We start from the raw sequence: 25,037 nt of genomic DNA, 5'->3' as shown, positions 1-25,037 counted from the left end.
ATGCGTTTTTGTTCGATGTGCCCGGTGGTAAATGACCGGGCATACATTGAGTGTGCATTATTGCGCGTTAAAGCGGATTGACGCCGGTTTCAGCCCCTGCCCCGATACCGTTACAACGACATCACCTTCAGTGCCGGTAGATTGCACCACTGCCATAAGCTTACCGCGAAACGTATGGCGAAATGGTTGCTTAAAGCTCTCTGCCGAATCGGGCCGCGCATTGCCCAGTGCCATTAATGTTGCTGCGCCCTCCACTTTTACGGTTAACGCCTGATCCTGCTCCCAGTGGTAAATTGCATTGCCCGCTTCGTCCAGTAACTGTATGGGCAGATAGTTAATGTCCAGGCCGTCGGCACGCAGTTGCTGATCTTCACGACTAATCGCAATCGCGGCAGCCGGTCCTGCGGTGGTAAGTTGCCATGCTTCCTGCACATTTCCACTAATATCCAGCCCTTTTGCCACCAGTGTTCCAGGCACATAGTTCACAGTAAATTTTGCAATATACTGGTTTTGCTTACCCGCTTGAGCAGTACCAATCAGGGTATTGTTCAGCCACAACTCAACGCCTGGATACACGCTGTACACGGTGACCTCGAGGGATTTGTCTTCCTGCCCCGGCCAGCTCCAGCTTGGGTGAATGTCCGGGAAAGTCCAGTAGTCATACCATGTTGGGTTTGGTGTGGGTGACAATGATGGCGAAGGCGATTGCACAAAAGCAGAAATGCCGTGTTGCCCGGTGTGCCATAACACCTGCCGATAGAACGCAGCCGGTCGCCAATTGCCCAGTACGTCTATCTCACCGGTGTACGCCAGCGTCCAGGGAAACGGCGCCAGCCCAGCCCACTCCGGGGCATATCCGGTCCAGCCAATAGAGGCTTCCCCAACATAATCCCAGCCTGTCCATACGAAGTCGCCAATCACATAAGGATAATCTTCAACATATTGCCAGTAGGCAAAGGCGTCTTTTGAATAGGTTTCTGAGCCATACATTACCGCCGAGATACCCGCGTTGAAGTCGTGCACGTAGTTGCCCGGTTCATAGTTGTAACCCGATACATCAAAAGCCGACAGATAAGCCCGTGCATGCTCACCCGACATATTCGCCCCAACGGTAAGCGGCCTGCTGGCATCCAGCTTACGTACAAAATCCGTTAGTTGTTTTGCTGTTTGTGCTCCCAGTGCATCCCCCTGCTCCGGGATTTCGTTACCTAGGCTCCACATGACGATGCTGGGATGATTAATGTCGCGGGCAATAAAATCCGTTAAGTCGCCCTGCCAGTTACTGGAAAATACAGAAGAATAGTCGTTCTTATTCTCCCACTTGCGTTTATTCCATGCGTCAAACGCTTCACTTATCACCAGCAATCCCAACTCATCCGCAGCCGCCAAAAAGGCGCTGGAAGGCGGGTTGTGGGCGCTTCTAACCGCATTGTATCCCGCATTAAGAATGCTCATTACCTTACGCCGCTCGGCTTTAGGATGCGCAGCCGCGCCGAGCAGGTAGTTGTCGTGGTGAATATTCATGCCCTTTAGTAATACCGGCTTGTTGTTGAGCAAAAATCCCTGCTCGGCTGACAGCGCTACGGTACGAATACCAAACCGGGTATCCATGTTGTCGATAACCTCGCCGTCTTTTAGCAGCCGCTGAGAGAGTGTGTATAACACTGGCGATGCAGGCTCCCACCAGTGCGGCTGATTAATGTTGATAGTTTGCGAAATCTTGTCGCTGCTTACCGGCACACGTTGGGTTACCAGCGTCTTTCCGTTTAGCTTAACGGCTTGTTCCAGTGTCAGCCCGCCAGCTTTATCACGCTCATCCCGTTGCAGTGCCGTATTAACAACCAGTACTGCGCTATCGCTTTGGTTACCAGCCTGGGTAATAACCGATGTGCCCCAGCGAGCAATATGGTTTGCCGACAGGGTATGCAAGGTAACTTGCCGGTACAATCCAGACCCGCTATACCAACGGCTGTTTTGCTCATTATTGTGAACCCGCACGGCTACGACATTGCCCTGCCCCGGATGCAAGAAAGGCGTAATGTCGACCTGAAAACCGGTATAACCGTAATAATGTTGGGCTGCTTCCTGCCCGTTAACGTACACAGTGGCATTCATGTACACGCCATCAAACTCAAGCAGATACTGTTTGCCAGACTCAATACCGGGCAAGTGCTTGCGATACCAGCCAGTGCCCCCCACCGCATAACCGGTGTTGTAGGCATCTTTCGCTGCAGCACTAAAAGGGCTTTGGGTACCAGGTATATCTTCTATGGACCAATCATGCGGCAGCGTGACACGCCGCCAGGTATTGTCGTTAAAGTCAGCCTGTTTAAATTCAGGATTATCATCAAGCATAAAATGCCAATCGGAGTACATATTCAGTGACTCAGCATTTGCTTGTGTGGCTGTCTGCTCAGTTGTTCGGCATTGGGTAAACCCGAACAACACCAGTAGTGTGATCGCCACCAACCATAACGTATGTTGTGTTTTCATTGCGTTAATTCAAAGTAAACGTTTTCCCTATTATTTAATGAATATTAACAACAACTCAAGTCGGAGATGATGCAGGCATAGGCATTAACTGAAATTGAAGCAGTTAAATTTACGATAAAATAACGAATAAACATGAAGTTAAATTAATTAACAACGCTAGAAATAAAAATGTGAAAACGCTACCCATACCCGCACTAAAGGGAAATAATTTCCCAAACCGCTTGCTTGCACATCGATGTGCGAGGGAAATATCAGGGAAAGCATTTTGACTTGCGCAGTAAATGGCATTTACTATGGCGTGATTCAGCAAAGGCAAAGGATTCACAGTGGTAAAAATTAATGATGTAGCCCGCGCGGCTGGCGTGTCTCCCGCCACCGTCTCCCGTGTGGTAAATGGCAGAGGCAAGGTGGGTGATGCCTGCAGAGCCAGAGTGCAGAAGATTATTCAGGAATTAGGGTATAAGCCTAACGCGTCGGCACAATCCCTGGTTAATCGCCACACCACCAATGTGGGACTCATTACCCCTAAAATATCCATGGAGTTTTTTGGCAACCTGGCTGCAGGCGCAGAAGTCTCTGCCCGCGCAGTGGGATACAGCCTGCTGATCTGTAACTCGCTGTACGAAGAAGAGTCTGAGATTGCCGCGATTGAAAGCCTGCACGCTAAAGGCTGCGAATCTATTATTCTGCACAGCGACTATCTGACCGACAAACAACTCATCGAGCTCAGTGAACGCTACAAAGGCCTGGTGATCATTAACCGCTACATTCCGAAAATTGCCAGTCGTTGTGTGTGGTTCGACAACGTAGCCTCTACCGCGCAAATAGTTGATTTACTTGCCAGAAAAGGCCACGAAGCCATTGCCGTTGCAACCAGCATTTATCAGAATCGCGATCCACAGTTGCGGTTATTGGGGGTGCGCCAGGGCTTCATGATGCAGGGCCTAACGTTTAACGACAATCTGTTGGTTGAATCAACTGCCAACCTGGAAGGGGGCAAAGCCTGTGCCCAGGAACTTATCCAGCGCGATGAACACTTTACTGCGGTAATTGCCTATAACGATTTAATGGCGGTTGGCGTCATTCACGAACTGGTAAAAAATGGCTACAAGGTGCCCGAGCAGGTGTCGGTTGTGGGATTTGACGACTCTGCAATGTGCAAAGCGTGCCTGCCAACCATTACCACCATAAAGTACCCCATTGAAGAAATGGCAGAGTATGCCGTGAAGCTGGCCATTGATTTGGCAAAAGATGCGACCACTCCGGAAAACAAAACCCATTTATTTACCTCGTCAATGATAGAACGAGAAAGTGTCGCCAACGCGCCGTCGAATTAACGCAATGCGGTACTGTTGCTTCGCTGAAAGGTAAAACGCGACAGTACTGCCATGGCACACACACTGACAAGCAAACTGCCGCCCACCAAAATTGCCTGCATAGCGTAGATAACACCTGAAGGTTGTGCACCAGGTGTATCGGCGTTGAACCCGATAACATTGAGCATCCAGCCAGATAACACAAAGGATAGCACTAACCCGAAATTTAAAAACCGATTGTGCCGCCCAACGACGAAACTGTCGCTTAACACACCGGTTTTCTGTTGGTTTTCGTAACACACATCGGCCAGCAAAGCAGGGATCAGCGTTGAATGCGCGGTCCAGATCCACGCACCAAGTACAGCATCCAACACCAGCCAGTAATCCATATCGGGCTGATACAACACCCATTTAAACATGGCATTGATACAGTTGATGAGGTAAATAGCAAACAGGGTTTGTTTCTTACCAAACCTATTCCCTGCTTTCACAATTACAGGAATCGTAACGAGCCCCATTACCGCATAGGCTGTAGACAAATAGCCCTTCCAGAACGCCCCCTGGGCAATGTCACCGCCCTCAACAAAGTACACCAGCAAATAAAAATCGACATTGATACAGGCCCCAATTAACCCAAATTGCAGCACGGTAACCACAAACAGCAGATTTATTTGCTTCAACAGTTGTGGGTTAAACGGTACCGATTTTTCGGTACTGAATACCTGGGAAGCAATCGCTGTAACATTACGCGACTTTCCCCATATCCCTGCCAGAGTAGAAAGCACACCAATCAGCAGCACTGCCACCCACAAGCCAATGGTTTTCATACCCACAGCCAGCGAGCTAAACAACTTGGATTGCGCCAACGGAAACAACCAGAAATACAGAATGGAACCGAGTTTTTCAAATACGGAAGTGAATCCCATCACCGAGGTAATGCCGTGCGTATCGGAGGTGGCCTCCATCGCCTGACACCGCATGATCACCGTCATGAAGGTAGCAAAGAAATAGAATACCAGTGAACACGCCAGCAAATACGCAATGCTTTGGTTGACGCTCCAATGCACTGGTACAGCCCACATCGCGGCATAGGCTGCAGCACAAATCCAACCTGAGCCAATCAGCAACATGCGCTGACTGTGTTTTAGTGGCGCAATGGCATCAATAACATTCGCCACCCAAGGGCTGATTAACGCAGACACAAATACCGGAATGGTTAACACCACCCCAAGCAATAGTGGATCAACCCCCAACGTCATTTGATAGTACGGAATAGCCAGTGTGCCAATGCCATGGCTCACAAAGAAAATGGCAAAGTACCCACACCCCAGGGCAACGTTGTACTTTGTCAAAACATACCTTCCCAGTGATGACCAACGTGCACAAACGCCGCTCACTACCCATAGTTAACATTGCCTGCTATGTTAAGCATATAACTGAGTGCTGTATAGCCAGAGTATTCATGTACGCCTAGTGCCCCTTATTGGCACATTTTTCTAACACAAAACTCTCCAGCTCGTCGGCTGTGAGGGGTTTGGCAAAGTAGTAGCCCTGATAGTATTCGCAATTCAGTTCATTCAGTAAGGCTACCTGCTCTGCGGTTTCCACGCCTTCGGCCACCACCGCTATGCCCAGTTGTTTGGCTATATTCAGTACGCCTTCTACCAACACTCTGTCGGTCTCGCTGTGCTGGAACGCGTGTACAAAGGTTTTATCCAGTTTGAGGTATTTCACCGGGAAGTATTTAAGGTAAGCCAACGAAGAATATCCCGTGCCAAAGTCATCGATGGCAAGCTCTATACCCATCGCCGTAAATTGCCTCAGGGTTTTCTCCGCACTTTCCGGGTCAACCATTAATGCGCGTTCGGTAAGCTCAATAATGATGTTTTCGCCGCATAGGCCAACGGCGTGCAATTTATTGCGGATTTGGCTTATGGATAATTCCGCGTCCACCAGCTCATAAGCTGATTTATTCAGCGACACCTGAAAGTCCATACCGAACAATCCTGTCCACTTCACCAGCTTTTCTAACGCCGCATCCATCACCCAGGCATCCAAATCCCGGATCAGGCCATATTTTTCCGCTAGCGGAATAAAGGTATCCGGTGGGACAAAGCCCAATTGGGGATGATTCCAGCGCACCAGCACTTCTACTTTTTTCACTTCCAGTGTGCTGGCGTTAACTTGCGGCTGAAACCGCAGCTCAAGGCCATTGTGAGCAATGGCATCACGCAGTTCTTTCACCATGGAGTTGTCTTGCTGAATAGACGTTTCAATTACACCAGAGTAAAACTCAAAGGTGTCCTTGCCTTTACTTTTTGCACTGTACATGGCGTGATCAGCCCGGCTGATCAACGTTTGGCAGCTTCGACCATCTTCGGGGAAAATCGCAATACCGATACTGGCCGTAAGCGAAATGTCCACATCATCAATAACGTCGATACTGTGGATGGCACCGATGATATTTTCTATGGTGACCTGAATGTGCTTAATGGTTTCAAATCCCATCATGCACACAACAAACTCATCGCCTCCCAGGCGGCCAACTTCATCAGAACTGCGCACCGCTTTTCGCAGTTTTTCTGCTACTGCAATAAGCAAACGGTCGCCGAAGTCGTGACCGAATTTGTCGTTATAGGCCTTAAACCCATCCAAATCGAGGTACAGCAATGCGAACTTGCGCTGCCTGACAATGGAAAGCTGCACCAGCTCTTCTATACAGGCGGTCATGCCAGTACGGTTGAATAAGTTGGTAAGGCTGTCGTAGTTGGCAAGCCGCCACACCACTTTTTCCTGTTCTATTTCGTAGGATACATCGCGCACTATCTTCGATACGCCGGTGATGTTTTTGGCTTTATCCCGGATAGGTGACAAGGTAACCGACACAAAAACCCTCTCACCGCTTTTGGTAAGGCGCGTGGTTCTGAAGTGCCTTATGGATTTGCCGGCCAACAAACTCTTCATTAGTTTGTCTTCTTCGGCCAATCGCTCCTCCGGAAATAACATGACAATATTTTGCCCTACCGCTTCCGCTTCGGTGTATCCAAACAGGCGCTCGGCTGCTTTATTCCAGGTGGTAATGCGACCATCCAGGCTCTTACTGATAATGGCGTCTTCCGACGATTCAATAAGGGCCTGAAACTGCAGTAACTGGTGCTCAGACAGTACCTGCCGAGTGACATCACGAGCAATTTTTGATGCGCCAATCACCCGGCCTTCCAGATCTTTTATAGGTGACACGGTTACCGATAAATCAATAAGGTCACCATTTTTATGTAGCCGTTGTGTTCTGAAATGATCAACGGTTTCACCCTGCGCCACTTTGTTAATAATGACTTTTTCTTCTGCCAGGCGGTCCTCGGGGAACAACTTCAAAATGCTTTCGCCTATCATCTCAATGGCCGTGTATCCGAAGATTCTTTCGGCGCTTTTGTTCCAGCTTTCCACAATGCCATCCAGGGTTTTACCCACAATAGCGTCGTCGGAATTTTGTACTATGGATTCAAAATGAATGGCTTTGCGATGCAATGACATGTGCTCGGTGACATCGCGAGCAATGATAGACGCACCCATGATGCGGTGTTTGTGATCGTAAATAGGTGAAATCGTAACGGAAACGTCGATTGTTCTGCCGCACTTGTGAATACGCGCAGTACGAAAATGCTCAATGGTGTTGCCACTGCGTATGGCATCCAAAATACGATCTTCTTCGTGAAGCAATGCTTGTGGAAACAGCACCAGCATTTTCTGGCCAAGCATTTCGGCCTCGGTATAACCAAAAATGCGTTCTGCAGCCGCATTCCAACTGGTTACAGTGCCATCCAGCGTTTTACTGATAATGGCATCGGAAGAAGAGCTAACCAGTGCTTTAAAATGATCTAACGAATGAGATTTCAATACCTGCACCTCTTAAAAAAGGTACGCGAAGACTGCCTCTGGGCTTATAGATCATCGCTAACCGTCCTTGTAGCTAAGACACGCAGAATAACGTAAACCACTGAAGGTCAGAAGGTTGCTGGTCTCATAATATCAATTATGCATACCACAACGGCTTACCTTTGTTTATTAGGTTTAGTCTATACATTGTTGTATGGCAACCCTGTGCCAGTGGTTGAGGTAAATTTAATTAATTCAGATTCTTGGATACCGTGAATGCCAACGCAGCAGCCACCGTTAATATAGCCGCACTCACAGCAAAGGTGGGCACATAGCCACTCATATCGAACAACAGCCCACCCAAGGTTGAGCCAAGCGCAATAGACAACTGAATAACGGCCACCAGCAAGCCGCCACCCGCTTCCGCGTCGTTGGGTAGGTTGTGGGTGAGCCAGGCCCACCAGCCAACAGGCGCGGCAGTAGCAATAAAGCCCCATATCGCCAACAGTGCCACCACAGGAATAAACGCACCTTGCATGCTAATGATCAGTACAGCCACCAAAGCCATTAGTAGCGGTATGACAATCAGCGTGTTATTCACGCTTTTTGCCAGCACGCGATTCACCAACGACGTGCCTACAAAACCGGCTGCCCCCATAATGAGTAAAATGGTAGAAATGGTTTGAACGCTTGCCCCCAGGGCAGATTCAAGAAATGGCCGAAGATAGGTATACAAAACAAATTGCCCCATGAAAAACGTGCCCACCGCCAGGGAGCCAATAAACACGTGGCGGCGGGAAAGTAATCCAATAACCTGGAGTGCAGGATTGCCTTTATGGGCGGATGGCTCTGCTGGCATGAGCGGCAAACTGCGCCACTGCCAGGCGAACGTAATCACAGACAAGGGCACCAGGCAGAAGAACGCGCCCCGCCAGCCCATTACTGCGCCCAAATACGCGCCGAGTGGTGCCGCTACAATCATTGCCAGTGCATTGCCACCATTAAAAATGGCCAGCGCACGGGGTACTTTGTGCGCTGGCACCAAACGCATAGCGGCTGCCGCCGACATCGACCAAAAGCCGCCAACCACGACGCCGATTAATGCCCGACCCAGCATATACGTAAAATAGTTACCCGACAGCGCAATTACTGCGCCCGACACGCCCATTAGCGCTGTCATGCCGAGTAATAGATACTTGCGATCGAATCCACCGGCAATCACCGGAATAAATAAACTGGTTATCACGGCCAATGCGCCAGAAATCGCAATGCCTTGCCCAACCAGACCTTCAGATACCGTAAAAGCACTGGCAATAGGGGTTAGCAAACTCACCGGCATAAACTCAGAGGCAATTAAAGCAAATACGCAGAGCGACATTGCAAAGACACCGCTCCAATAGGCGGGTTGCAGTGTTTCAGGCTGCTCATCTACTGGCGTGTCGAGACTCGATTGGTGTGTCTGCATGATTACCTCTTGGGGTGGAATGAAGACCGATTCGCAGCACCACAGGCTGAAGCAAACGATCATCGCTGGCTTCCAACACATAGAGGTACTGAACGGTGTACTAACGGATATGAGTTAAACGAGGGAGCTGTTTTTTCGTACCTGAGCTAAATCGGCCCGGGGCGGCACACCAAACATCCGCCGGTACTCCCGGCTGAATTGGGACGGGCTTTCATATCCCACCTCAAAGGCAGCAGTAGAGGCATCGCACTGACTGTTCATCATCAGGCGTTTAGCTTCGTTTAGCCGCAGCCATTTTTGATACTGCAACGGGCTCATACCGGTAAGCTGCCGGAAATGCAGATGAAACGTGGGCTGGCTCATACTCGCCATGCTAGCCAGTGTTTCTACCCGCACCATGGAATTAAAATGCTGTTTCAGCCAGTTAATGGCTTTCGATACCCGGAATGCCTGACTGTCGAATGACGCTATGTGCATCAGCATGGCGGCTTTGTCGCTTTGTAACAGCCGAAAGTGAATTTCGCGCTTCAGCATAGGCGCCATCACGTCAATAGCATCAGGCTCTTCCAACAATTCCACTAACCTGGTAAGTGGCGAGAACAACTTTGGCGTCATGGTGCCTAAGCTTGCGCTTATACCTTTCACAGCGCCGTCATCCACTACCGGCGTATTTACCTGAGACACCAGATCGGCCAGCAATCGGAAATCCAGTTTTAGCACCAATCCCACGCAGGGGGCATCCGGGCTGGCTTCAATTACTTGCGAACTGGCAGGTAAATCGACCGAGTTCACGATAAACGTGCTGGTGTCATAGGGATAGGCAGCCCCGCCCGCCACCATTTGTTTTCGGCCCTGAGCCACTAACACAATACTGGGCTCTACCAGGCAAAAAGCGGGATCAGATGGTTGATTACGGCGAAACAACAGTAACCCCGGGATAGCGGTTCCGATATCCCCTTCATCGGCCTGCAGCCGAGTAAGCGTGGCGGCCATGGATTGTTGTAAACTCTGTAATACCATTGTAATACCTTACCCGTTTTATCTTAAGTACAACCTTTCGTTCTAAGGGTAGTGAACAGGTGACTATTCTGCCTGCTTTTCTGCCTTAACATCCGCACCGTACTCGGCGTCGGAGACCTTTTCTTTCCACACAACGTTTTCACCGTTTTTCACGCCGGTGAGTACCAGGTGTTTCATATGAGCGTCGGGTGTCGCACCGTGCCAGTGATCGATATCCGGCGGGCACCACAGTGCTTCGCCAGGACCAAATTCCAGTACCTTACCGTCGCGCGTACCAGTACGGGCAGTACCGGTCATCACAATCATATGCTGCCCGGCAGGATGCGAGTGCCATGCGGTGCGAGCCCCTGCTTCAAAGGTTACATAAGCGCCAGAGTAAGCCGCTGTTTCATTGGGTGGGAACAGCATTTCTACTTCTACCTTACCGGTAAAGTACGCTTCCGGGCCGGTAAAAAATTGGTGCTCGCTAACGGGATAATGAATTTGAGAAGCAAGCATATCTTCCGCTGAAGCTGCCGCAGCAGCGCCCGATAATGTGGTAGCGACACCGCCCGCTAACACACTGCCTAACACACGATTTTGCTTAGTCACAATGCTCTCCGTAAGTGGCACTGTATTAAAGAATACTGGTTGCGCCATTTCGTATGTGTACAGACTAATCCGGCACACAGGTAGGGGGTTAGAACGATCGTCTTGGCTACTTGCCTATTTCTATTAACCCGGCTTGGATTAGCCAAACGCGGCCAAATCACGCCGGGTAAATTCAATATCGGCACAGCGTGACTTTTGGCACATTTGCCAGCGTACAAATAGCGATAGGCTGTGAACTCATTATTCAGGATGGGAGCAATCAAATGGAAAAAGGCCAGGCAATCAGCACAGCGGTAATTTTAACTGCATTTACCTTAGCTATCTTCGCTACCAAGGCAATACAACCAATAGTGGATGTATACGTAATTCGCTACGCCATACCTTATATTTGCTGGCTAGTTGCCATGCTGGTAGCAGGCGTTTTGCTGAAACACCGCACACAATACATAGGGGCAATTGGGCTGATGAACCAGCCACTAACCGGCATTGTAGCTGGCCTGCTGTTTTCACTGCCAATGGGAGTTGGGCTGGCTGTGTTTTTTGAGTTTTCCGCGCCGACGATTACTGCATTGGTTACCAAAAGCCTGATCCCCGGATTCTTTGAGGAACTCTTCTTTCGGGGCTTTCTGGTGGGCTTACTCATTGCAATGGCAGGTTGGCGCTTTGTGCCTGCTGCCTTAATAGGCGCGGTTGTTTTTGGTTTAGGGCACTGGTTTCAGGGCGCAACCCTTGTGCAAGCTACCACCGCGTCACTGTTTACGGCCATTGGAGGCCTGTGGTTTGCCTGGTTGTTTTATCGCTGGGGCCATAACCTGTGGATTGTGATCACGCTGCATACGCTTATGAATGCTTATTGGTTGCTCTGGCAGGTAGACTCCACTGCTATTGGCAACCAAATGGCCAACCTTTGCAGGATGGCCACTATTTTGCTGAGTATTGCGGGCACCGAATGGTATGTACGTCGGTACAAACGCGTTACTGCCAGCCAGTAACCTGTTTAATGGCCTGGGTTAACAACGCTGCATTACTCAGGTGCTGATTTACTCTGGGATGCTGACCATAACCGTTAAACGGAAATACCAGCGTAGACAGCTTGTCGTCGCCCTGGTTAGTTAAGTTAGCGACTGCTGATTCAACATAGCCCGGCCAGGGCGAGCCGGCTTTAGTGGCATCCATACTGCCCAGCGCACAAATGATATGCGCATTGGGGTACTTAGCACGAATGGTGCTCACAAACGCCTGATACGCCGCAATGATTTGCGACTCGGTTGGCTTTGGAGATATTCGCTTAGGATCAGGCACCAGCCAGCTGTCGTTCTGCATCAGGTTGATCACTACAACCTGAGGTGTCCAGGTACTGAAGTCCCACTGGGAATCGTTGTTACCCACCGCGCTTAACTGATCGTAAAACTGCGGCATAATAAAATTAAACCAGCTCACCATAATGCCAATGCCGCTTTGCGAGATGGTGTGCAACTCTGCATCGAGTGCTCTGGCCGCAATGGCTCCGTAACTAACATAGTGGTTTTTATCGCGCGGCAGGCTGTCTCCGGCGTTATAAGGCGCTACGTTGCCCATACCGCTTGAAATCGAATCACCGTAGATTTCGATGCGGCGCGTGGGTTTGGTAGGAGGCGCTAGTAACCTGGCCGCGTCATCTATACGAATACCCAGAAAATGCGTGCCGCCTTCTTCGCCCTCGGTGCGCTTGTATATTTCCACCGAGTGATCACCTGCGCCAAGGGTATTGCTGATCCAATACTCGTGTTCGCCTTGCTTGGCCTCAATAACGAACGGAAAGCTGTTGTTGCCGTCTACAATTACATTAAAGTAATTCTTGCCGTTATCGTCTTTTAGCGTAACCGAAAGCGACTCACCCGTGAAGCGTGCCTTTACCGACGAACCAGGCCAGCTTAAATACGGTGCACTGGCGTTAGCAAAATCGATACGCCCGGTATACATATACCCCGCATCATTGGCCGGTACCACGCTGGCATATGCCGTAACGCTTACTTGCAGACAGGCTAACAGCCCTAACGCAATTACCCTTTTTAACATCCTTGCACCCACTGTTTGCTCACTTTTATTCATGTTGCCGTTATTTGCCACTATATTGCGATAGCCGAAAAATCTTATCCTGCGGCCTCACTTAAGTACACCAAGGGCACTGCATATGCAGCGCCCTTTTGGTGTTTTGTACCTATTGTGAATGTCTGCCTGCCAGTTTTAGCGCTGCGTTCACGGTAAACAGGTACGACGCGCCCAGGTCGATCACGTATTCGTTTTCACCCCACAGGAACGGCCAGTTTTCCATGTTTTCTGGCAAATCCGGTTGCAGAATCAATACCCCAGGCACAATGGCGCCGCTAATAAATGAGTAATCCGCCCGGTTCATACCGTAAGCCACCTTCTTCGACACAGTGCCTACGTTCGACACAAACGAGATGTCGGAATCGGGATGTGTGCCGTATAAATAATCCAGTGAACGGTAAATCAAATCGCTGCTGAACAAATCAGGGTACGCCTGATGCAAATAGTACTGGGTGACTGCCATGTCGAGCACCGTGCCGTTGCCCGCCCAGCCGTATTCAGTGATCACCACGCCAAACGGATTCTTGCTGGTTGCCACCTCAAGCTTGGGTTTGTAGGCCTCTGCCGCCGCGCGAATGCGTTGCTGATAGGCTTTGTTCATAAACGGCAGTGCGCGGATAGCCAGTACCGCACTGCTACCGAAGTGCTCCTCAATGTGTGGCAACAAGGTGTTTACCGCTTGCTGATACTGGGTGTCGCCGGTGGTAATTAACAACTCCACCGCGGCTTTGAGCTTTTCTTCTTCCAAACCGCCACCGGTGGTGTTACCTACACGGAACAAGTCGGGCTGCTTATCGGCTTCGGTTGCCCAGGCGGCGATGGCCGTATCCAGACTCTCTTTTGCCAGTGCCGGTTTGTAACCTTGCAACGTGCGACTGGCTGCCGCCAACGCAGCCATTGAACCGTAGTTAAGCGGTGTGGATTTAGAGGTAAACGCCCAGCGGTCGTCGAATACACCGCTTTCAATGCCGTTGGACTCGGTGTCTGCCATCGACGCGTTATAAATCAGGTTGTCGGTCATGGTTAAGCCATCACCCAAATGGGTGTACTGGCTGATATCCGGCACAATAATGCCTGGAATGGCATGCCCAACCGCCTTGAACTGCGCCAGTAATGCCAGTGTGCCATGCTCGATTTGTTGTAGCAGATCAGGTTTGCCATCGGGCACGTGGATATCTACAAATTTGCGGTCGTAATCCACCAGCGTGGTGTCGCGGCTGATGCCAAATTCCTCAAACGCCTGCACTAAAAAACGCACCGTGCGGTACTGGGTTTGAGTACGAATATCGTAGTCACCCGCGTCGTACCAGCCGCCCACGTTTAATCCGGGAATATGTTCGCCGGGTTTGTACTGGGTATCGGTGGTGGGGCCCTGAGCGTAGAGGTCGAAATGCTCGTGATTCACCGGCGCTTGCAGGGCGTCATCCAGGTGCGAAGCACCGTGCCACACGCGATACGCCTCGTTAATTAACACGTGATCCATTTGTACCGGAAAATAGTGATCCAACGTGGGATGCCAGGCGGCATCCAGCACATGCTCAGCAATGGGGAACGAGGCGGTGGTAGTGCCCTCGTACCGCAACTGGTATAAACCCGGCTCAGTGACATCGGTAAAATCAAACGTGGCGTACTGGTAACGGGTGTAGTTTTCCACCTTCCCGGGTGACTGCTTTTTCACCACCGCTTTGGTGCCATCGGCATTCACTTTTAGCAGCTCTGCCACGCCGTTTACCGGCGCGCGTTGGTCTAATTCAATCACTGCGCGCTTGGTTTGACCGGGTAAATACCCTACCTGCGAATGGGCAATCATGGGATTGCGCAACCAGGCATCGTTAGTACTGGCGGTAATGCGCCAGGTGAGCAACTCGCCTTGTTTATTGGCAGGCAACACGCCGCGCACCACGTACCAGCCGTTCTGTGCTTTTGCTCTGCCGTCGTAAAGCGTTAGCGGCACCGATGATTCAATGCTAACCCGCTTGGTATCGTTTTCAGGGGCCAATACCAGTTGCTTAGCGGAAGCGAGTGGCACCGGTTCATGTTGGCCAATCACTTCTTTTACCCCGGTAGGGTACAGCGGAAACGTGCCCGGTTTGCCATCGGCCAAAAAACTGGTTTCCATGTAATTAGCCGGCAGAAACTCCATATTAAAGCCCGCTTTACCCACCAGCTCAGCAGGCACTGGACGCGGCGACGACAAGGTAATTTCCACGCCATTTTCAATGGGGGTGGCGCTTATGGTGTAAGTAAAGTCATGCTCTGGATACGACAAGGTAGCGCTAATTGTATGGGTGTTATTGTTAACCTTGCGCTCGACAAAAGTAGGGATGGGATCCCACTGCTCAGGCGTGGCGCTCAAACGCACATCGCCGTTGGTGGCAATGCGCTCACCAAAGTGAATAAGCTCTACCCCACTGATTTTAGAATCGCCGAATAACCCGTTATACCAATTGCTAAACACCACAATGTCGAGGCTAGGCTGAGAAAAATAGGCTTTATCGTTTAGCGCTGGCACAGCAGCAGACCCATTGGCAGAGGCATCAGCAGAGGTAATAAGGGGCGCAGCCACCAGCGCACTGGCAATCGCAGAATAGAGAACAGACTTGATCACACAAACACTCCTGTAGTTTTGTTAACAGAAGGTTATCAACTCAAGTTGCGAAAGAAATTATGATATTAAATTATGGGGTTGTTGTTTTGGGTGGGGCAACCACAGAAAACCACACCATTATCTTCTGGCGGTGCAGTGAACGTTCCAGAGCAAATAAACTCTGAACGCAGACTCCCAAGCCATATCAGCGAGGCTATGTTAAACCCTTTTATGCAGAATTAGCATGGCGAAGGGAATACCCCAACGCTACGTTGTTTAGGGCATAAACCAGCAAACAAGCCGTTAGGGCGTGAATTACAGGTGTTGACTCACATAAGCAAACGCCGTTTCAAAGGCTGATTTCTGGAAACCCTTTAAACCCGTTTCGCTAAATTCGATGAAAATACGGCTATCTTTTAATGCCGTTTTGATGTCGGTGGGTGGCATTATGATAACCTGCACACCGTTTAACAACTCCAGCGCCGCTTCTAATTTAAAACCAATAGCACCACCCGCAAACTTGCCCTTCATCGGACGCTGACGAATAACGATGGTTTCGATTTTGTAGTCCTGCACCAGTTGCGCGAAGCTTTTCTGAAAGTACTTAAGCTCATGGGCAGTAGCGGCTTTTTGCAAGCTCACTTTACGGGTACGGCAATCAGGAAGACGAAACATGTCGTTATCCAGCTCCAATAGAGCAACGTTTGCATCATTTCCCGCCAGTTCTACACCACATACACGCATTGCCAAGCTCCACCTTTAAAAAACAGCCTGGAGTATAGCGGATTTAACGGTTTTGCGGGCTGGTTTTTGTGTTTATGTGGATTTCTCTTTTAGCTGCTTATTTCACAGGGTAGTGGATAGGAAATCAGTGACTATTTACTTTTCCGTAGATAGCTGTGCAATATCAAGTTAATGTATGTCGGTACAGCAGGAAGGACTCTCAACGTAGTGAACAGGACTATTCAACATTATAGTGACAAAGCCCAGCATTACTTTGCGCTTTATAATTCTGTAGATGCAGAAAAAGTGCACAATGACTGGAATACGTTTTTAGACAATACAAAACCAGGTATGGCTTTAGACGTAGGTGCAGGAAGTGGTCGAGATGCGAATTGGCTCGCCCAGAAGGGTTGGCAAGTAATTGCTGTTGAACCCGCTGACGGCCTGAGAGAGCTTGCACAACATCGTGCTCATAATAATGTAAATTGGTGCAAAGCTAGCTTGCCCACCCTAGAAGCTACCTCTATTACTAACAAGCAATTCGATTTAATTTTGCTCTCGGCCGTATGGATGCATTTGCCAGCAGAAGTTCGTCCCCTTGCACTAGCTCGGCTAGCAACGCTACTTTCTCCCAGCGGTAAAATGTATATAAGCTTGCGATTTGGGCCAAACGACGAAGCTCGCCCGATGCACCCCGTAAGTTACGAAGAGCTAGAAGCGCTTGCGTCAGAAAATAGATTAGTTGCGCGCAATTTAAGCCCAGTCCCCACCCAAGACACATTGAGTCGCAAAGAAGTGGCGTGGGTTACAGCAGAACTGATACGCGAAGAAGCAGAATGACAGCCACTAACTATTTAATTACTGGCAGAGACAAGCACTACCTGCTTCACGAAATTCGAACAGCGCTGAAAACAGCAACCAATATTGAAATTGCGGTGTCGTTTATACGAAATTCTGGCTTAAATCTGATCATTGAAGACATCGAGGCTGCAATGTCGTCTTCACTGAGAAATGTACAGTTGTCTCTGCTCACTTCAGATTATATGAATATTACTGAGCCCCAAGCGCTAAAGCGTTTAATGTTATTAAGAGAGCGTGGCGCTGATATTCGTGTTTATGAGAGCAAACAAGCCACCAGCTTTCATTTGAAGTCATACATTTTTGTTCGAAATGACCTACAAGGCATGGCTTCAGCGCGGGCGTTTGTGGGTTCAAGTAATATCAGTAAGACCGCACTTACAGACGGTATAGAGTGGAACTACCGCATTGACTACCCAAATGACAACGATCTTGAATCGGTTGCGCGTATTCGAGAAATCCGAGAACAGTACAATTATCTATTGACCCTGCCACAGGTCACCTCGCTGTCATTCGACTGGATAGCTAAATACGAACACCGATACCAGCAAGCTAGAACTGTAACCCCAATGTATTCATCAGCTTCACTTCCCGGTGAACATGAGCACGAAATCCCAACCCCGAAAGAACATCAATCTGAAGCCTTGGTTGCTTTGAAGCAAGCCCGTGATGCCGGTGCAACAAAAGGATTGGTAGTATTAGCCACAGGTATGGGTAAAACCTATTTGGCTGCTTTCGATGTAGCGAATATTAACGCAAGAAAAGTCCTGTTTGTTGCGCACCGTGAAGAGATCCTACTGCAAGCTGAAGCAAGCTTTTTAAAAATACTACCAAGTAAAAAAGTGGGCAGGTATAGCGGTAAGCAAAAGGATGCAGAGTTCGATCTGTTATTTGCATCAGTGCAAACAATTGGGCAAATCGCCCACTTAAGCAAGTTTGCCTCAAACGCTTTCGATTATCTCATTATCGACGAATTCCACCATGCTGCTGCCAATGGATATCAAAGACTGTTAGAACACTTTACCCCGGGCTTTATGCTTGGGCTTACTGCTACGCCAAACAGAACCGATGGCAGCGACATTCTCAAATTGTGCGACAACAACCTGATTTATCAACAAGATCTTTTCGACGGGGTTAAAGCGCAAGTGCTATGCCCTTTTTCGTATTACGGTATCTTCGACAAAGAAGTCGACTACGAACATTTGCCTTGGCGAAACGGCAAATTCGACCCAGAAAAGCTTTCAAATAAGTTAGCAACCAAGGGCCGCTCTAAACATGTGTTGAAAGAGTGGCAACAAAAGTCTCAGCAAGTGACGCTAGCATTTTGCGTGTCCCGAAAACACGCAGACTACATGGCAGATTATTTTAATGAACATGGCGTGAAAGCGGCCAGCGTGCATTCAGACTCCGCGCTAACAAGAAGTGAGGCCCTAGAGAAACTCAGTAGCGGCGACATTTCCGTGCTGTTCTCAGTCGACTTATTTAACGAGGGAATGGACTTACCTCAGATAGATACCGTAATGCTGCTTCGTCCCACTGAATCCAAAATTCTATTCTTGCAGCAAATGGGCCGGGGATTACGCCAAAGCGAAGGAAAAGACAGATTAGTTATCTTGGATTTTGTAGGTAACCACCATAGCTTTTTAAATCGCCCAGAAATGCTATTTGCTGGCCTTAGCAATAAACCGCTAAACAGGCACCAATTGGTTAAGATCGCAAAAAACCCAAATCAATTATTACCTGACGGCTGTTACGTAAACTTCGATCTTGAGTTTATTGATTTTCTAGCGAGCCTATCTACAGATCAATTAGATATTCAATACGACAAGCTAAAAGATACGTTAGGACGCAGACCTACTTATACAGAGTTTTTTAATAGCGGCGCAAGCATTGATAAACTCCGCAAAAACCGCGGTTCATGGTGGGAATTCGTAGATTCTAAAGGGGATATATCTGCTGACGAACTCGAAGTATTGGAATTGCATCTGCAATGGTTTAAAGACTTAGCAATTACACGCCTTTCCAAAGCCTACAAACTGATTTTGCTCGATACGCTAATCGAACATAATGCATTTCAAGCACACATCAGCGTTGATAATTTGGCAGACTGGTCGCGCAAGTGGTACCTAAACAATCCAGTATGGATAAGTGACTTACCCGAAAGTAAGCGAAATATTCAGGAAGTAACGCAATCAATCTGGAAGCGCCATTGGCGAGAAAACCCGATCACATTTTGGTGTACTGAAGAACCAGAATCCAACATTTCTTGGTTTACCTTAGCCAGCCATACATTTAGCTTCAACCAAAGCATTCAGGCCGACCACAGCAAAACCTTTGTAAACATGACCAAAGAGGTTGTTGATCAACGATTCGCTGCTTACAAACAGAATCGATTACCAACGTCTGCTCATTCCAGTAATGTTGTTCAATTCCCAAAAACCGTACAGCTACCGTTCTTCCCTGACATTAAAATTGCCTGTGGTCATTTCAAAACCGGCAGTGCTGAAGCATCAGAGCTAGTTAACGCCCCTAGCGGTTTTGGCAATTTGGACGCCAACAAACACTTTATAGCTAGAGCATCGGGCAATTCAATGAATGGCGGGAAAAATCCAATCTACGACGGCGACTACTTATTGCTAGAACAAATTACCCCTAGCAACGCTGGTAGTATTAGCAATGCCACGGTTGCCATTGAACGCCAAGACACCGCAGGAGACAACCAATATCTACTGCGAAAAGTGCTTAAAGATGCAGATGGCTACACGCTCAGGGCAGCTAACCCCGACTACGCTGATATCAAAGCCAGTGAAGACATGGTGACCTTCGCACGCCTGAAAGGAAAAGTTGACCCTTTAGAGTTATTCGTAGGGCAAGAATTTATGCGCGAAGACATACCACCCTTGTTCAACGAAACTTTTAACCCCGGAAACTGGCAATCAGGCCATGTGGTACTGAATGAGAAAAACGCGCAGGTGTTACTGGTCACGCTTAACAAGCAAGGGAAAGGTAGTGAGCACCAATATCACGATTACTTCAAAGACGAGAAACACTTTCACTGGCAGTCACAAAATAGCACTTCACCAAGTAACAAACGTGGCAAAGAAATCATAGAACATAAGAAACTGGGTAGCCGAGTTTACTTATTCGTGAGAGAGAGCAAATTACGCGGCAAAACAGCCGCTCCCTTTATGTTTTATGGTGAGGTTTCGTACGTTGAACACAACGGCGAAAAGCCAATGAATGTGACTTGGGAGTTGTTGTCGGGTAGCTAAAACATAGGTAGATACTTTTCGTTATAGTCACGCTACACAGATTTTGGAGTATGAAATAATTGGAATTACTTTATGTCATTTTTTTCGCAATGGTGCCAATCTTAGTCTTTTTCTTTGCCATTGCTTTTATCGCTAAGGTGATATCGAAGAAATCTCGCATCCCCTTTGAATACAATGACATGGCTAGGATACCAGCCTTTTCCCTTATCCAATCTCAGAAAGATTTGAACTTTAATATGGTGGCGTGGATGATGCTGGCCACCATTTATTTTCAACTTCCATTTTCAATTCCAACCATTTCTCAATTCTTGGGTTTTGATATCAAAATTACGCATTGGTGGGTTTACGCTTGTTTGTTCTTTGCGGCTGCGTTGTATCACTTACTTAAAGCTATAAAAGAATTTAGCAAACTAAGAAATGTCAGACTGGGTATAGAAGCCGAATGGGCGGTCTCTTACGCTCTATCAAAAATAACAGACAGAAACGTGCGCGTTTTTCATGATATCCAGGGGCCGAACTTTAACATTGATCACGTAGTTACCTATCCTGGTGGCGTTTTAGCTATCGAAACAAAAGGCAGACGAAAACCCAATATTAAAGGAGCTAAGGATTCCCATAGACTGATTGTGGAGGGAGACACTATTCAGTTTCCTAACTTCACCGACAGATCAATTATCGAGCAAGCCAAACGACAAGCTCAGTGGTTATCTAAAGAACTAACGCAAAGCACCGGAATGGAAGTGGTCACGCAGCCTCTAGTGGTTATCCCTGGTTGGTATATTGAAATTAAACAAAAGCCGGCTGTGCCTGTAATGAATCATAAATCACTTACCAAGTATTACAGCATTTCCAAAAGACCAATATTAGATAACTCGGCATTGGATCGGATAAACCATCAGATTGAACAATTAGCCATGCGGCGTACTGACGAGTTTTAGTGAGAGAGCTGAAAACACCTTTCCTAAAACAGGAATAAAAACAGGCGCAACAAAATAAAATAACGCTATTCCAATAAAATTCCCCAACCCCTGTCCGGATTTCCTGTGTTGTTACGATTTATCACTACAACACACTCACAGGGATACCAAATGAAACACTCTCAACGCCTTATACCTGTTGCGCTTGCAATGGGTTTGTTTACTCAGTGCGGTAACGTGAATGCCGCGCTGATATCCGGGGATTTTTCCGGTTTTGTATACAACAGCTTTTCCAACGATATTTCGCTGGGTCAGCGCTTTGCGAATGGCAAGCGCGTGTTTGGCACCTTTACCATTAATACGGCTGCGGCCCAGGTGGTAGACCGCGACTTAAATGCCAATTCTGCGCGTTACGAAGACGTCGATTTGAATGACAACTGGGTTGATATTCAATGGCAGCTGCAAGACTTCGATATTGAAGGATTACTCACGGGTACCGCCAGCTACGACGCGCTGTCTTATACCACCTCTCAAGCCAAAGATTACGTAAGCGTACACGACTACAACCTCATTCCTTCGCCTACGGGCAATACGTCGATTTCGAAATCGTTTTTTGTTGAAGAATACGAAGCGGCCATTTTGAACGGTGTAGACCTAGCCCAGTCGTTCACCTGGAGCGATCCTGCCTACGGCTGTGGCGATCAGCCAAATACCTTTGTGCGCTGCGCATTTTTTAACTTTACCCAGCGCGGCGGCAACCTAACCTACACCTACGTTGATGCCTGGTTAGACACGGTTAACTTTTATGGCGAACAGCCAAATACCACCACAAACGCCTCCTCCCCTGCCAGCTTAATGCTGTTTATGCTGGGTTTGGTGGGGATTGCGTGTCGTCGTAAATTGGCCAGAGGGTAACCCCATGAAACACTCTACTCTTTTATTGAGCTTGTTAGCTGGCTGCGTGTCGGCTCCTGTATTGGCCGACATTCAGGCAACGTACCGTTCGTCTGGCGCACAGGTTGAAATAGTGGTTAGCAACAACCAGCACATTCGCATGAACATGTCGCAGGGTCAGTTTTTATTGAAACAAGGCGACGATATTTACAGCGTAAGTGGCAGCGATGCGCAAGGCTACACCGCCATCTCGTTAAACGACATAGCTGCTGTATCGTTTGGCTCGCAAGACAACACATCTACCGGCGAGGATCCGGAATTCAGCGTGGTGAATACCGGAAAAACCGAAACCGTGGCGGGCTTTGAAGGCAACGTGTTTGTTTTAACGTACCGTCAGGACGGCAAAAAAATGCGTTCGGAATTAGTGCTGAGTAAGGATCCGCAACTGGCGCAGGTGCGCAGTGCGTTAATGAGCATGACATCCACCTGGGCAAAAATGGCGGGCGCGAATATGTCGGCGGCAGACAGCTTCGCTCAAACCAGCTCCGAACTAAATCAATACGGCGGGCTGTTGAGGCAAGACAACAGCATGGTTCTGCTGTCGCTCTCGCAGCAAGACATGCCCGATGATTATTACGCACTGCCACCCAACACCCGAATTCAGGATCTCTCCATGGCGTCTGCCATGTTGGACTGTAACGCCGAAGGCGCTGAATACAACCCACTTTGTTTAATGCAAGACGCTGGCGAAGAAGCAGTTGAAGAGACCAAACAAGAAGCCCAGCAACAGGTTAAAGATAAAGTGAAAGACAAGATTAAAGGCTTTCTGAAGGATATTTTTTAAGGATGTGTTATGCGTAAAACAATTGCATTAGCCCTGCTAACACTGCTTATTGGCTGTAACGAGGTAGTAGGTGTGCCGCTAGAGGCCGATGCTGCATGTAATTTGGTTGAAAAAGACAATCTGCAACCCATTTTGGCAACGCCGGTAGCGTTTGAGGTTACCCAAGTTGATAACTTTGAACGCCGTAAAAGCGGCCTGGGTTCGCGCTGCAAAGTGCTGTTTGTGGATCTGCCCGCACCCAACACCTTTGCGGAGCAGTTTAAACAACCGTCGATCGTTTTAAGCCTGTATAACCCAGACAGTTATGCAGCCGGAAACAAGCTGCGGGAAGAAAAAGGCAATGGCACAAGCCTGGACTTTAACCAGAACTGGGACAGGATCAGCGGCAACCAGGCGGTTGAAGAGATGGGCCGTGGCCAGGGATTTGTTCGCGAGGCAGCGGTAGGCTCACTCAAAGAAATTCAGGGTATATTGCGGGTTGGCGACCTGCTGGTAGTGGTGTCTGCCGCCAACCTCTCGCCCGACACCGTTAAGCAGGTGCTAAATCACATTAGCGAGCAGGGCAAGTTCTGAACTACGTGTCGACCTTCATAACTATCTGCGTTGCGATCTGCCCGCTCAGGGCAGATCCACGCTTATCCGCGCCAGCTCCGTTTGATTGCCATAGTAGTCACTGATATACAGCACATCGTACTGGCCCGGTGCCGGGGCCGTTAACGTAAGCGTGGTACCCGCAGGAAAATCACCATCGAGTGCCCCGCCCCAGCTATCCTGATTACCTTTAGCCACCAGCACGATTTTATCTCCCTCGGCACCCGGCCCCTGCCATTCAATGTGCAAGGTTTGGCCCTGTATCGAGGCTACGTTTAGCTGGGTTTGCAACGGCTGAATTGTGAGTGGCTGGCGGATCAGTTCTTCTGCATTGGCATGCCAGTTCGACACCAGAATAACATCGTACTCACCGCTTTGGTTACTTAAGCGCAGTTTACCTGTGCCATTAGCAAAACTGGCGCGAGAACTTGCACTTAGCCTGTTTTGCCCATGCTCCACCAGCACCAGGCTTAATTCGGCGTCGGATTGAATATCGCTTTGTACCGTGAGTTCGCTACCTGCCATTGGGGCTGATTGCCAGTGTAATGTGGCCGTGAGTGGCACCACATTAAGCGTGTGTGTAGCAATGCTTTCGCGCCGGTTATAACTATCGAACACATAATGCGCCTGGTACTGGCCCGGCTGGGCCGGGGCGAGTAATTCAGCCTCGCTACGCCCATAGGTTTTGGCTTCAGCAACCACATTGCCCGGCGAAGGCGCAACGCCTAACGGCACTAATACCACTTTGTCTTCGATTTGTGCTTGCCCCTGCCATCTTAAGGTAAACCGATGGGTCGCAACCACTTGTTCTGCACCACTCAATACAATTTGCGGCGCCGGGGCGGGTTCTTGCGGCTGCTGAGCCTGTTCTAACGCATCGAGCAGTGCCTGCTCGTTGCCAGCATCAAAATAGCGCCCGCCGCTGCTGGTAGCCAGGCAGCTCAGCTGGGATTTGTCGCGCTCGTTGGTTATGTCGAATCCCACCACGTGGGCAGTAAAGGCTATGCCTTTAGCTTGTAATTCAGCGGCCAGCGCACAGGGGTCGCGGTCGCAACTTTCAATGCCGTCGGTAAGCAGAATGACAGTACCGCCAGTGGCCTGCATGGAGGTGGCTGCCTGCTCTACCGCCGCAGTGAGCGGGGTTCTGCCTTTGGGAGACAACGCCAGAATACTGCGTTTAAGCGCGGCCGGATCGGCGTTATCTGGCGTGGCGATTTGCTCTATGTCATCGCAAGACGATTTGGAACGATGGCCGTACGCCCACACCGACAAAGGCCGATTGGCCGGCCAGTTATGCAAAAGCTGCTGCAATGCCGTTTTGGCGGTAGCGATTTTAGCGACGCCATTTACCTGCCCCCACATCGAATTAGACGCATCCACAATAATCGCGGCAGGTACATTGGCTGCTACATTGGCTGGCACATTTGCAGGCGGTGTATTACTGGCAAATGCCAGCGACATAAACATCATTGAAAACAAATAAGTATATTTCATTGGGC

18 protein-coding genes are annotated in these 25,037 nt (G+C 49.0%); 8 read left to right on the top strand and 10 right to left on the bottom strand.

Features of this window, described 5'->3' with window-relative positions; translation table 11 throughout:
* Positions 1 to 57 precede the first annotated feature (57 nt).
* Entirely contained in the window at positions 58 to 2,493 is a 2,436-nt protein-coding gene (locus FJ444_RS18255) for a glycoside hydrolase family 2 TIM barrel-domain containing protein (protein ID WP_140960766.1), read from the bottom strand.
* Between the two features lie 326 nt (positions 2,494 to 2,819).
* Here FJ444_RS18255 and FJ444_RS18250 point away from each other — a divergent pair, with 326 nt between their 5' ends.
* Positions 2,820 to 3,830, top strand: coding sequence for a LacI family DNA-binding transcriptional regulator (locus tag FJ444_RS18250; RefSeq protein WP_140960764.1), 1,011 nt, complete (start codon positions 2,820 to 2,822; stop codon positions 3,828 to 3,830).
* On the opposite strand, the gene FJ444_RS18245 is transcribed toward FJ444_RS18250, so the two are convergent.
* The 5 genes from FJ444_RS18245 to FJ444_RS18225 form a co-directional block, all read right to left on the bottom strand.
* Positions 3,827 to 5,161, bottom strand: coding sequence for an MFS transporter (locus FJ444_RS18245; RefSeq protein ID WP_181405222.1), 1,335 nt, complete (start codon positions 5,159 to 5,161; stop codon positions 3,827 to 3,829). The two genes, FJ444_RS18250 and FJ444_RS18245, sit on opposite strands and share 4 nt — an antisense overlap.
* A gap of 118 nt (positions 5,162 to 5,279) precedes the next feature.
* Complete coding sequence (locus tag FJ444_RS18240; protein ID WP_181405221.1) at positions 5,280 to 7,706, bottom strand: bifunctional diguanylate cyclase/phosphodiesterase; 2,427 nt, start codon at positions 7,704 to 7,706, stop codon at positions 5,280 to 5,282.
* A gap of 229 nt (positions 7,707 to 7,935) precedes the next feature.
* On the bottom strand, positions 7,936 to 9,150 hold the full coding sequence (locus FJ444_RS18235) for an MFS transporter (protein WP_219993918.1): 1,215 nt from the start codon (positions 9,148 to 9,150) through the stop codon (positions 7,936 to 7,938).
* 114 nt (positions 9,151 to 9,264) lie between these two features.
* Positions 9,265 to 10,170: an AraC family transcriptional regulator gene (locus FJ444_RS18230; RefSeq protein ID WP_140960758.1), complete on the bottom strand. Its 906-nt coding sequence runs from the start codon at positions 10,168 to 10,170 to the stop codon at positions 9,265 to 9,267.
* Positions 10,171 to 10,233: 63 nt separating this feature from the next.
* Entirely contained in the window at positions 10,234 to 10,761 is a 528-nt protein-coding gene (locus FJ444_RS18225) for a cupin domain-containing protein (protein ID WP_219993917.1), read from the bottom strand.
* 188 nt (positions 10,762 to 10,949) lie between these two features.
* On the opposite strand from FJ444_RS18225, the gene FJ444_RS18220 reads away from it, so the two are divergent.
* The gene (locus tag FJ444_RS18220; protein WP_140960756.1) at positions 10,950 to 11,753 is read left to right on the top strand and encodes a CPBP family intramembrane glutamic endopeptidase; all 804 of its coding nucleotides are present in this window, start codon (positions 10,950 to 10,952) and stop codon (positions 11,751 to 11,753) included.
* Here FJ444_RS18220 and FJ444_RS18215 read toward each other — a convergent pair.
* The 3 genes from FJ444_RS18215 to FJ444_RS18205 form a co-directional block, all read right to left on the bottom strand.
* Positions 11,737 to 12,819 (bottom strand): GDSL-type esterase/lipase family protein, encoded by a 1,083-nt coding sequence (locus tag FJ444_RS18215; protein ID WP_140960755.1) that lies wholly within the window; start codon positions 12,817 to 12,819, stop codon positions 11,737 to 11,739. The two genes, FJ444_RS18220 and FJ444_RS18215, sit on opposite strands and share 17 nt — an antisense overlap.
* Before the next feature lie 142 nt (positions 12,820 to 12,961).
* Entirely contained in the window at positions 12,962 to 15,460 is a 2,499-nt protein-coding gene (locus FJ444_RS18210) for a glycoside hydrolase family 9 protein (protein ID WP_140960753.1), read from the bottom strand.
* A 294-nt stretch (positions 15,461 to 15,754) separates the two neighbouring features.
* Entirely contained in the window at positions 15,755 to 16,183 is a 429-nt protein-coding gene (locus tag FJ444_RS18205; protein ID WP_140960751.1) for a DUF3010 family protein, read from the bottom strand.
* Positions 16,184 to 16,390: 207 nt separating this feature from the next.
* Here FJ444_RS18205 and FJ444_RS18200 point away from each other — a divergent pair, with 207 nt between their 5' ends.
* The 6 genes from FJ444_RS18200 to FJ444_RS18175 all read left to right on the top strand — a co-directional run bounded on the left by FJ444_RS18200 (position 16,391) and on the right by FJ444_RS18175 (position 23,520).
* Complete coding sequence (locus FJ444_RS18200) at positions 16,391 to 17,002, top strand: bifunctional 2-polyprenyl-6-hydroxyphenol methylase/3-demethylubiquinol 3-O-methyltransferase UbiG (RefSeq protein ID WP_255439312.1); 612 nt, start codon at positions 16,391 to 16,393, stop codon at positions 17,000 to 17,002.
* Positions 16,999 to 20,292: a DUF3427 domain-containing protein gene (locus FJ444_RS18195; protein WP_140960747.1), complete on the top strand. Its 3,294-nt coding sequence runs from the start codon at positions 16,999 to 17,001 to the stop codon at positions 20,290 to 20,292. The genes FJ444_RS18200 and FJ444_RS18195 overlap by 4 nt, the downstream gene beginning before the upstream one ends.
* Positions 20,293 to 20,351: 59 nt before the next feature.
* A complete protein-coding gene (locus FJ444_RS18190; RefSeq protein ID WP_140960745.1) occupies positions 20,352 to 21,230 on the top strand; it encodes a nuclease-related domain-containing protein in 879 nt (292 codons plus the stop codon).
* Between the two features lie 150 nt (positions 21,231 to 21,380).
* A complete protein-coding gene (locus tag FJ444_RS18185) occupies positions 21,381 to 22,124 on the top strand; it encodes a PEP-CTERM sorting domain-containing protein (protein ID WP_140960744.1) in 744 nt (247 codons plus the stop codon).
* 4 nt (positions 22,125 to 22,128) lie between these two features.
* Complete coding sequence (locus FJ444_RS18180) at positions 22,129 to 22,947, top strand: hypothetical protein (protein ID WP_140960742.1); 819 nt, start codon at positions 22,129 to 22,131, stop codon at positions 22,945 to 22,947.
* A 9-nt stretch (positions 22,948 to 22,956) separates the two neighbouring features.
* Positions 22,957 to 23,520, top strand: coding sequence for a hypothetical protein (locus tag FJ444_RS18175; RefSeq protein WP_140960740.1), 564 nt, complete (start codon positions 22,957 to 22,959; stop codon positions 23,518 to 23,520).
* 45 nt (positions 23,521 to 23,565) lie between these two features.
* On the opposite strand, the gene FJ444_RS18170 is transcribed toward FJ444_RS18175, so the two are convergent.
* A complete protein-coding gene (locus FJ444_RS18170) occupies positions 23,566 to 25,032 on the bottom strand; it encodes a VWA domain-containing protein (RefSeq protein WP_140960738.1) in 1,467 nt (488 codons plus the stop codon).
* Positions 25,033 to 25,037 lie beyond the last annotated feature (5 nt).

Origin of the sequence: Aestuariibacter sp. GS-14, from assembly GCF_006494365.1 — a bacterium.
GTDB lineage: Bacteria > Pseudomonadota > Gammaproteobacteria > Enterobacterales > Alteromonadaceae > Alteromonas > Alteromonas mangrovi.
This window is presented reverse-complemented; position numbering and strand designations above follow the sequence as displayed.

Coding starts and splice junctions, on each gene's coding strand:
- FJ444_RS18255 (WP_140960766.1), bottom strand. CDS start 2,493: ATGAAAACACAACATACGTTATGGTTGGTGGCGATCACACTACTGGTG.
- FJ444_RS18235 (WP_219993918.1), bottom strand. CDS start 9,150: ATGCAGACACACCAATCGAGTCTCGACACGCCAGTAGATGAGCAGCCT.
- FJ444_RS18230 (WP_140960758.1), bottom strand. CDS start 10,170: ATGGTATTACAGAGTTTACAACAATCCATGGCCGCCACGCTTACTCGG.
- FJ444_RS18215 (WP_140960755.1), bottom strand. CDS start 12,819: ATGTTAAAAAGGGTAATTGCGTTAGGGCTGTTAGCCTGTCTGCAAGTA.
- FJ444_RS18205 (WP_140960751.1), bottom strand. CDS start 16,183: ATGCGTGTATGTGGTGTAGAACTGGCGGGAAATGATGCAAACGTTGCT.
- FJ444_RS18195 (WP_140960747.1), top strand. CDS start 16,999: ATGACAGCCACTAACTATTTAATTACTGGCAGAGACAAGCACTACCTG.
- FJ444_RS18185 (WP_140960744.1), top strand. CDS start 21,381: ATGAAACACTCTCAACGCCTTATACCTGTTGCGCTTGCAATGGGTTTG.
- FJ444_RS18180 (WP_140960742.1), top strand. CDS start 22,129: ATGAAACACTCTACTCTTTTATTGAGCTTGTTAGCTGGCTGCGTGTCG.
- FJ444_RS18175 (WP_140960740.1), top strand. CDS start 22,957: ATGCGTAAAACAATTGCATTAGCCCTGCTAACACTGCTTATTGGCTGT.
- FJ444_RS18170 (WP_140960738.1), bottom strand. CDS start 25,032: ATGAAATATACTTATTTGTTTTCAATGATGTTTATGTCGCTGGCATTT.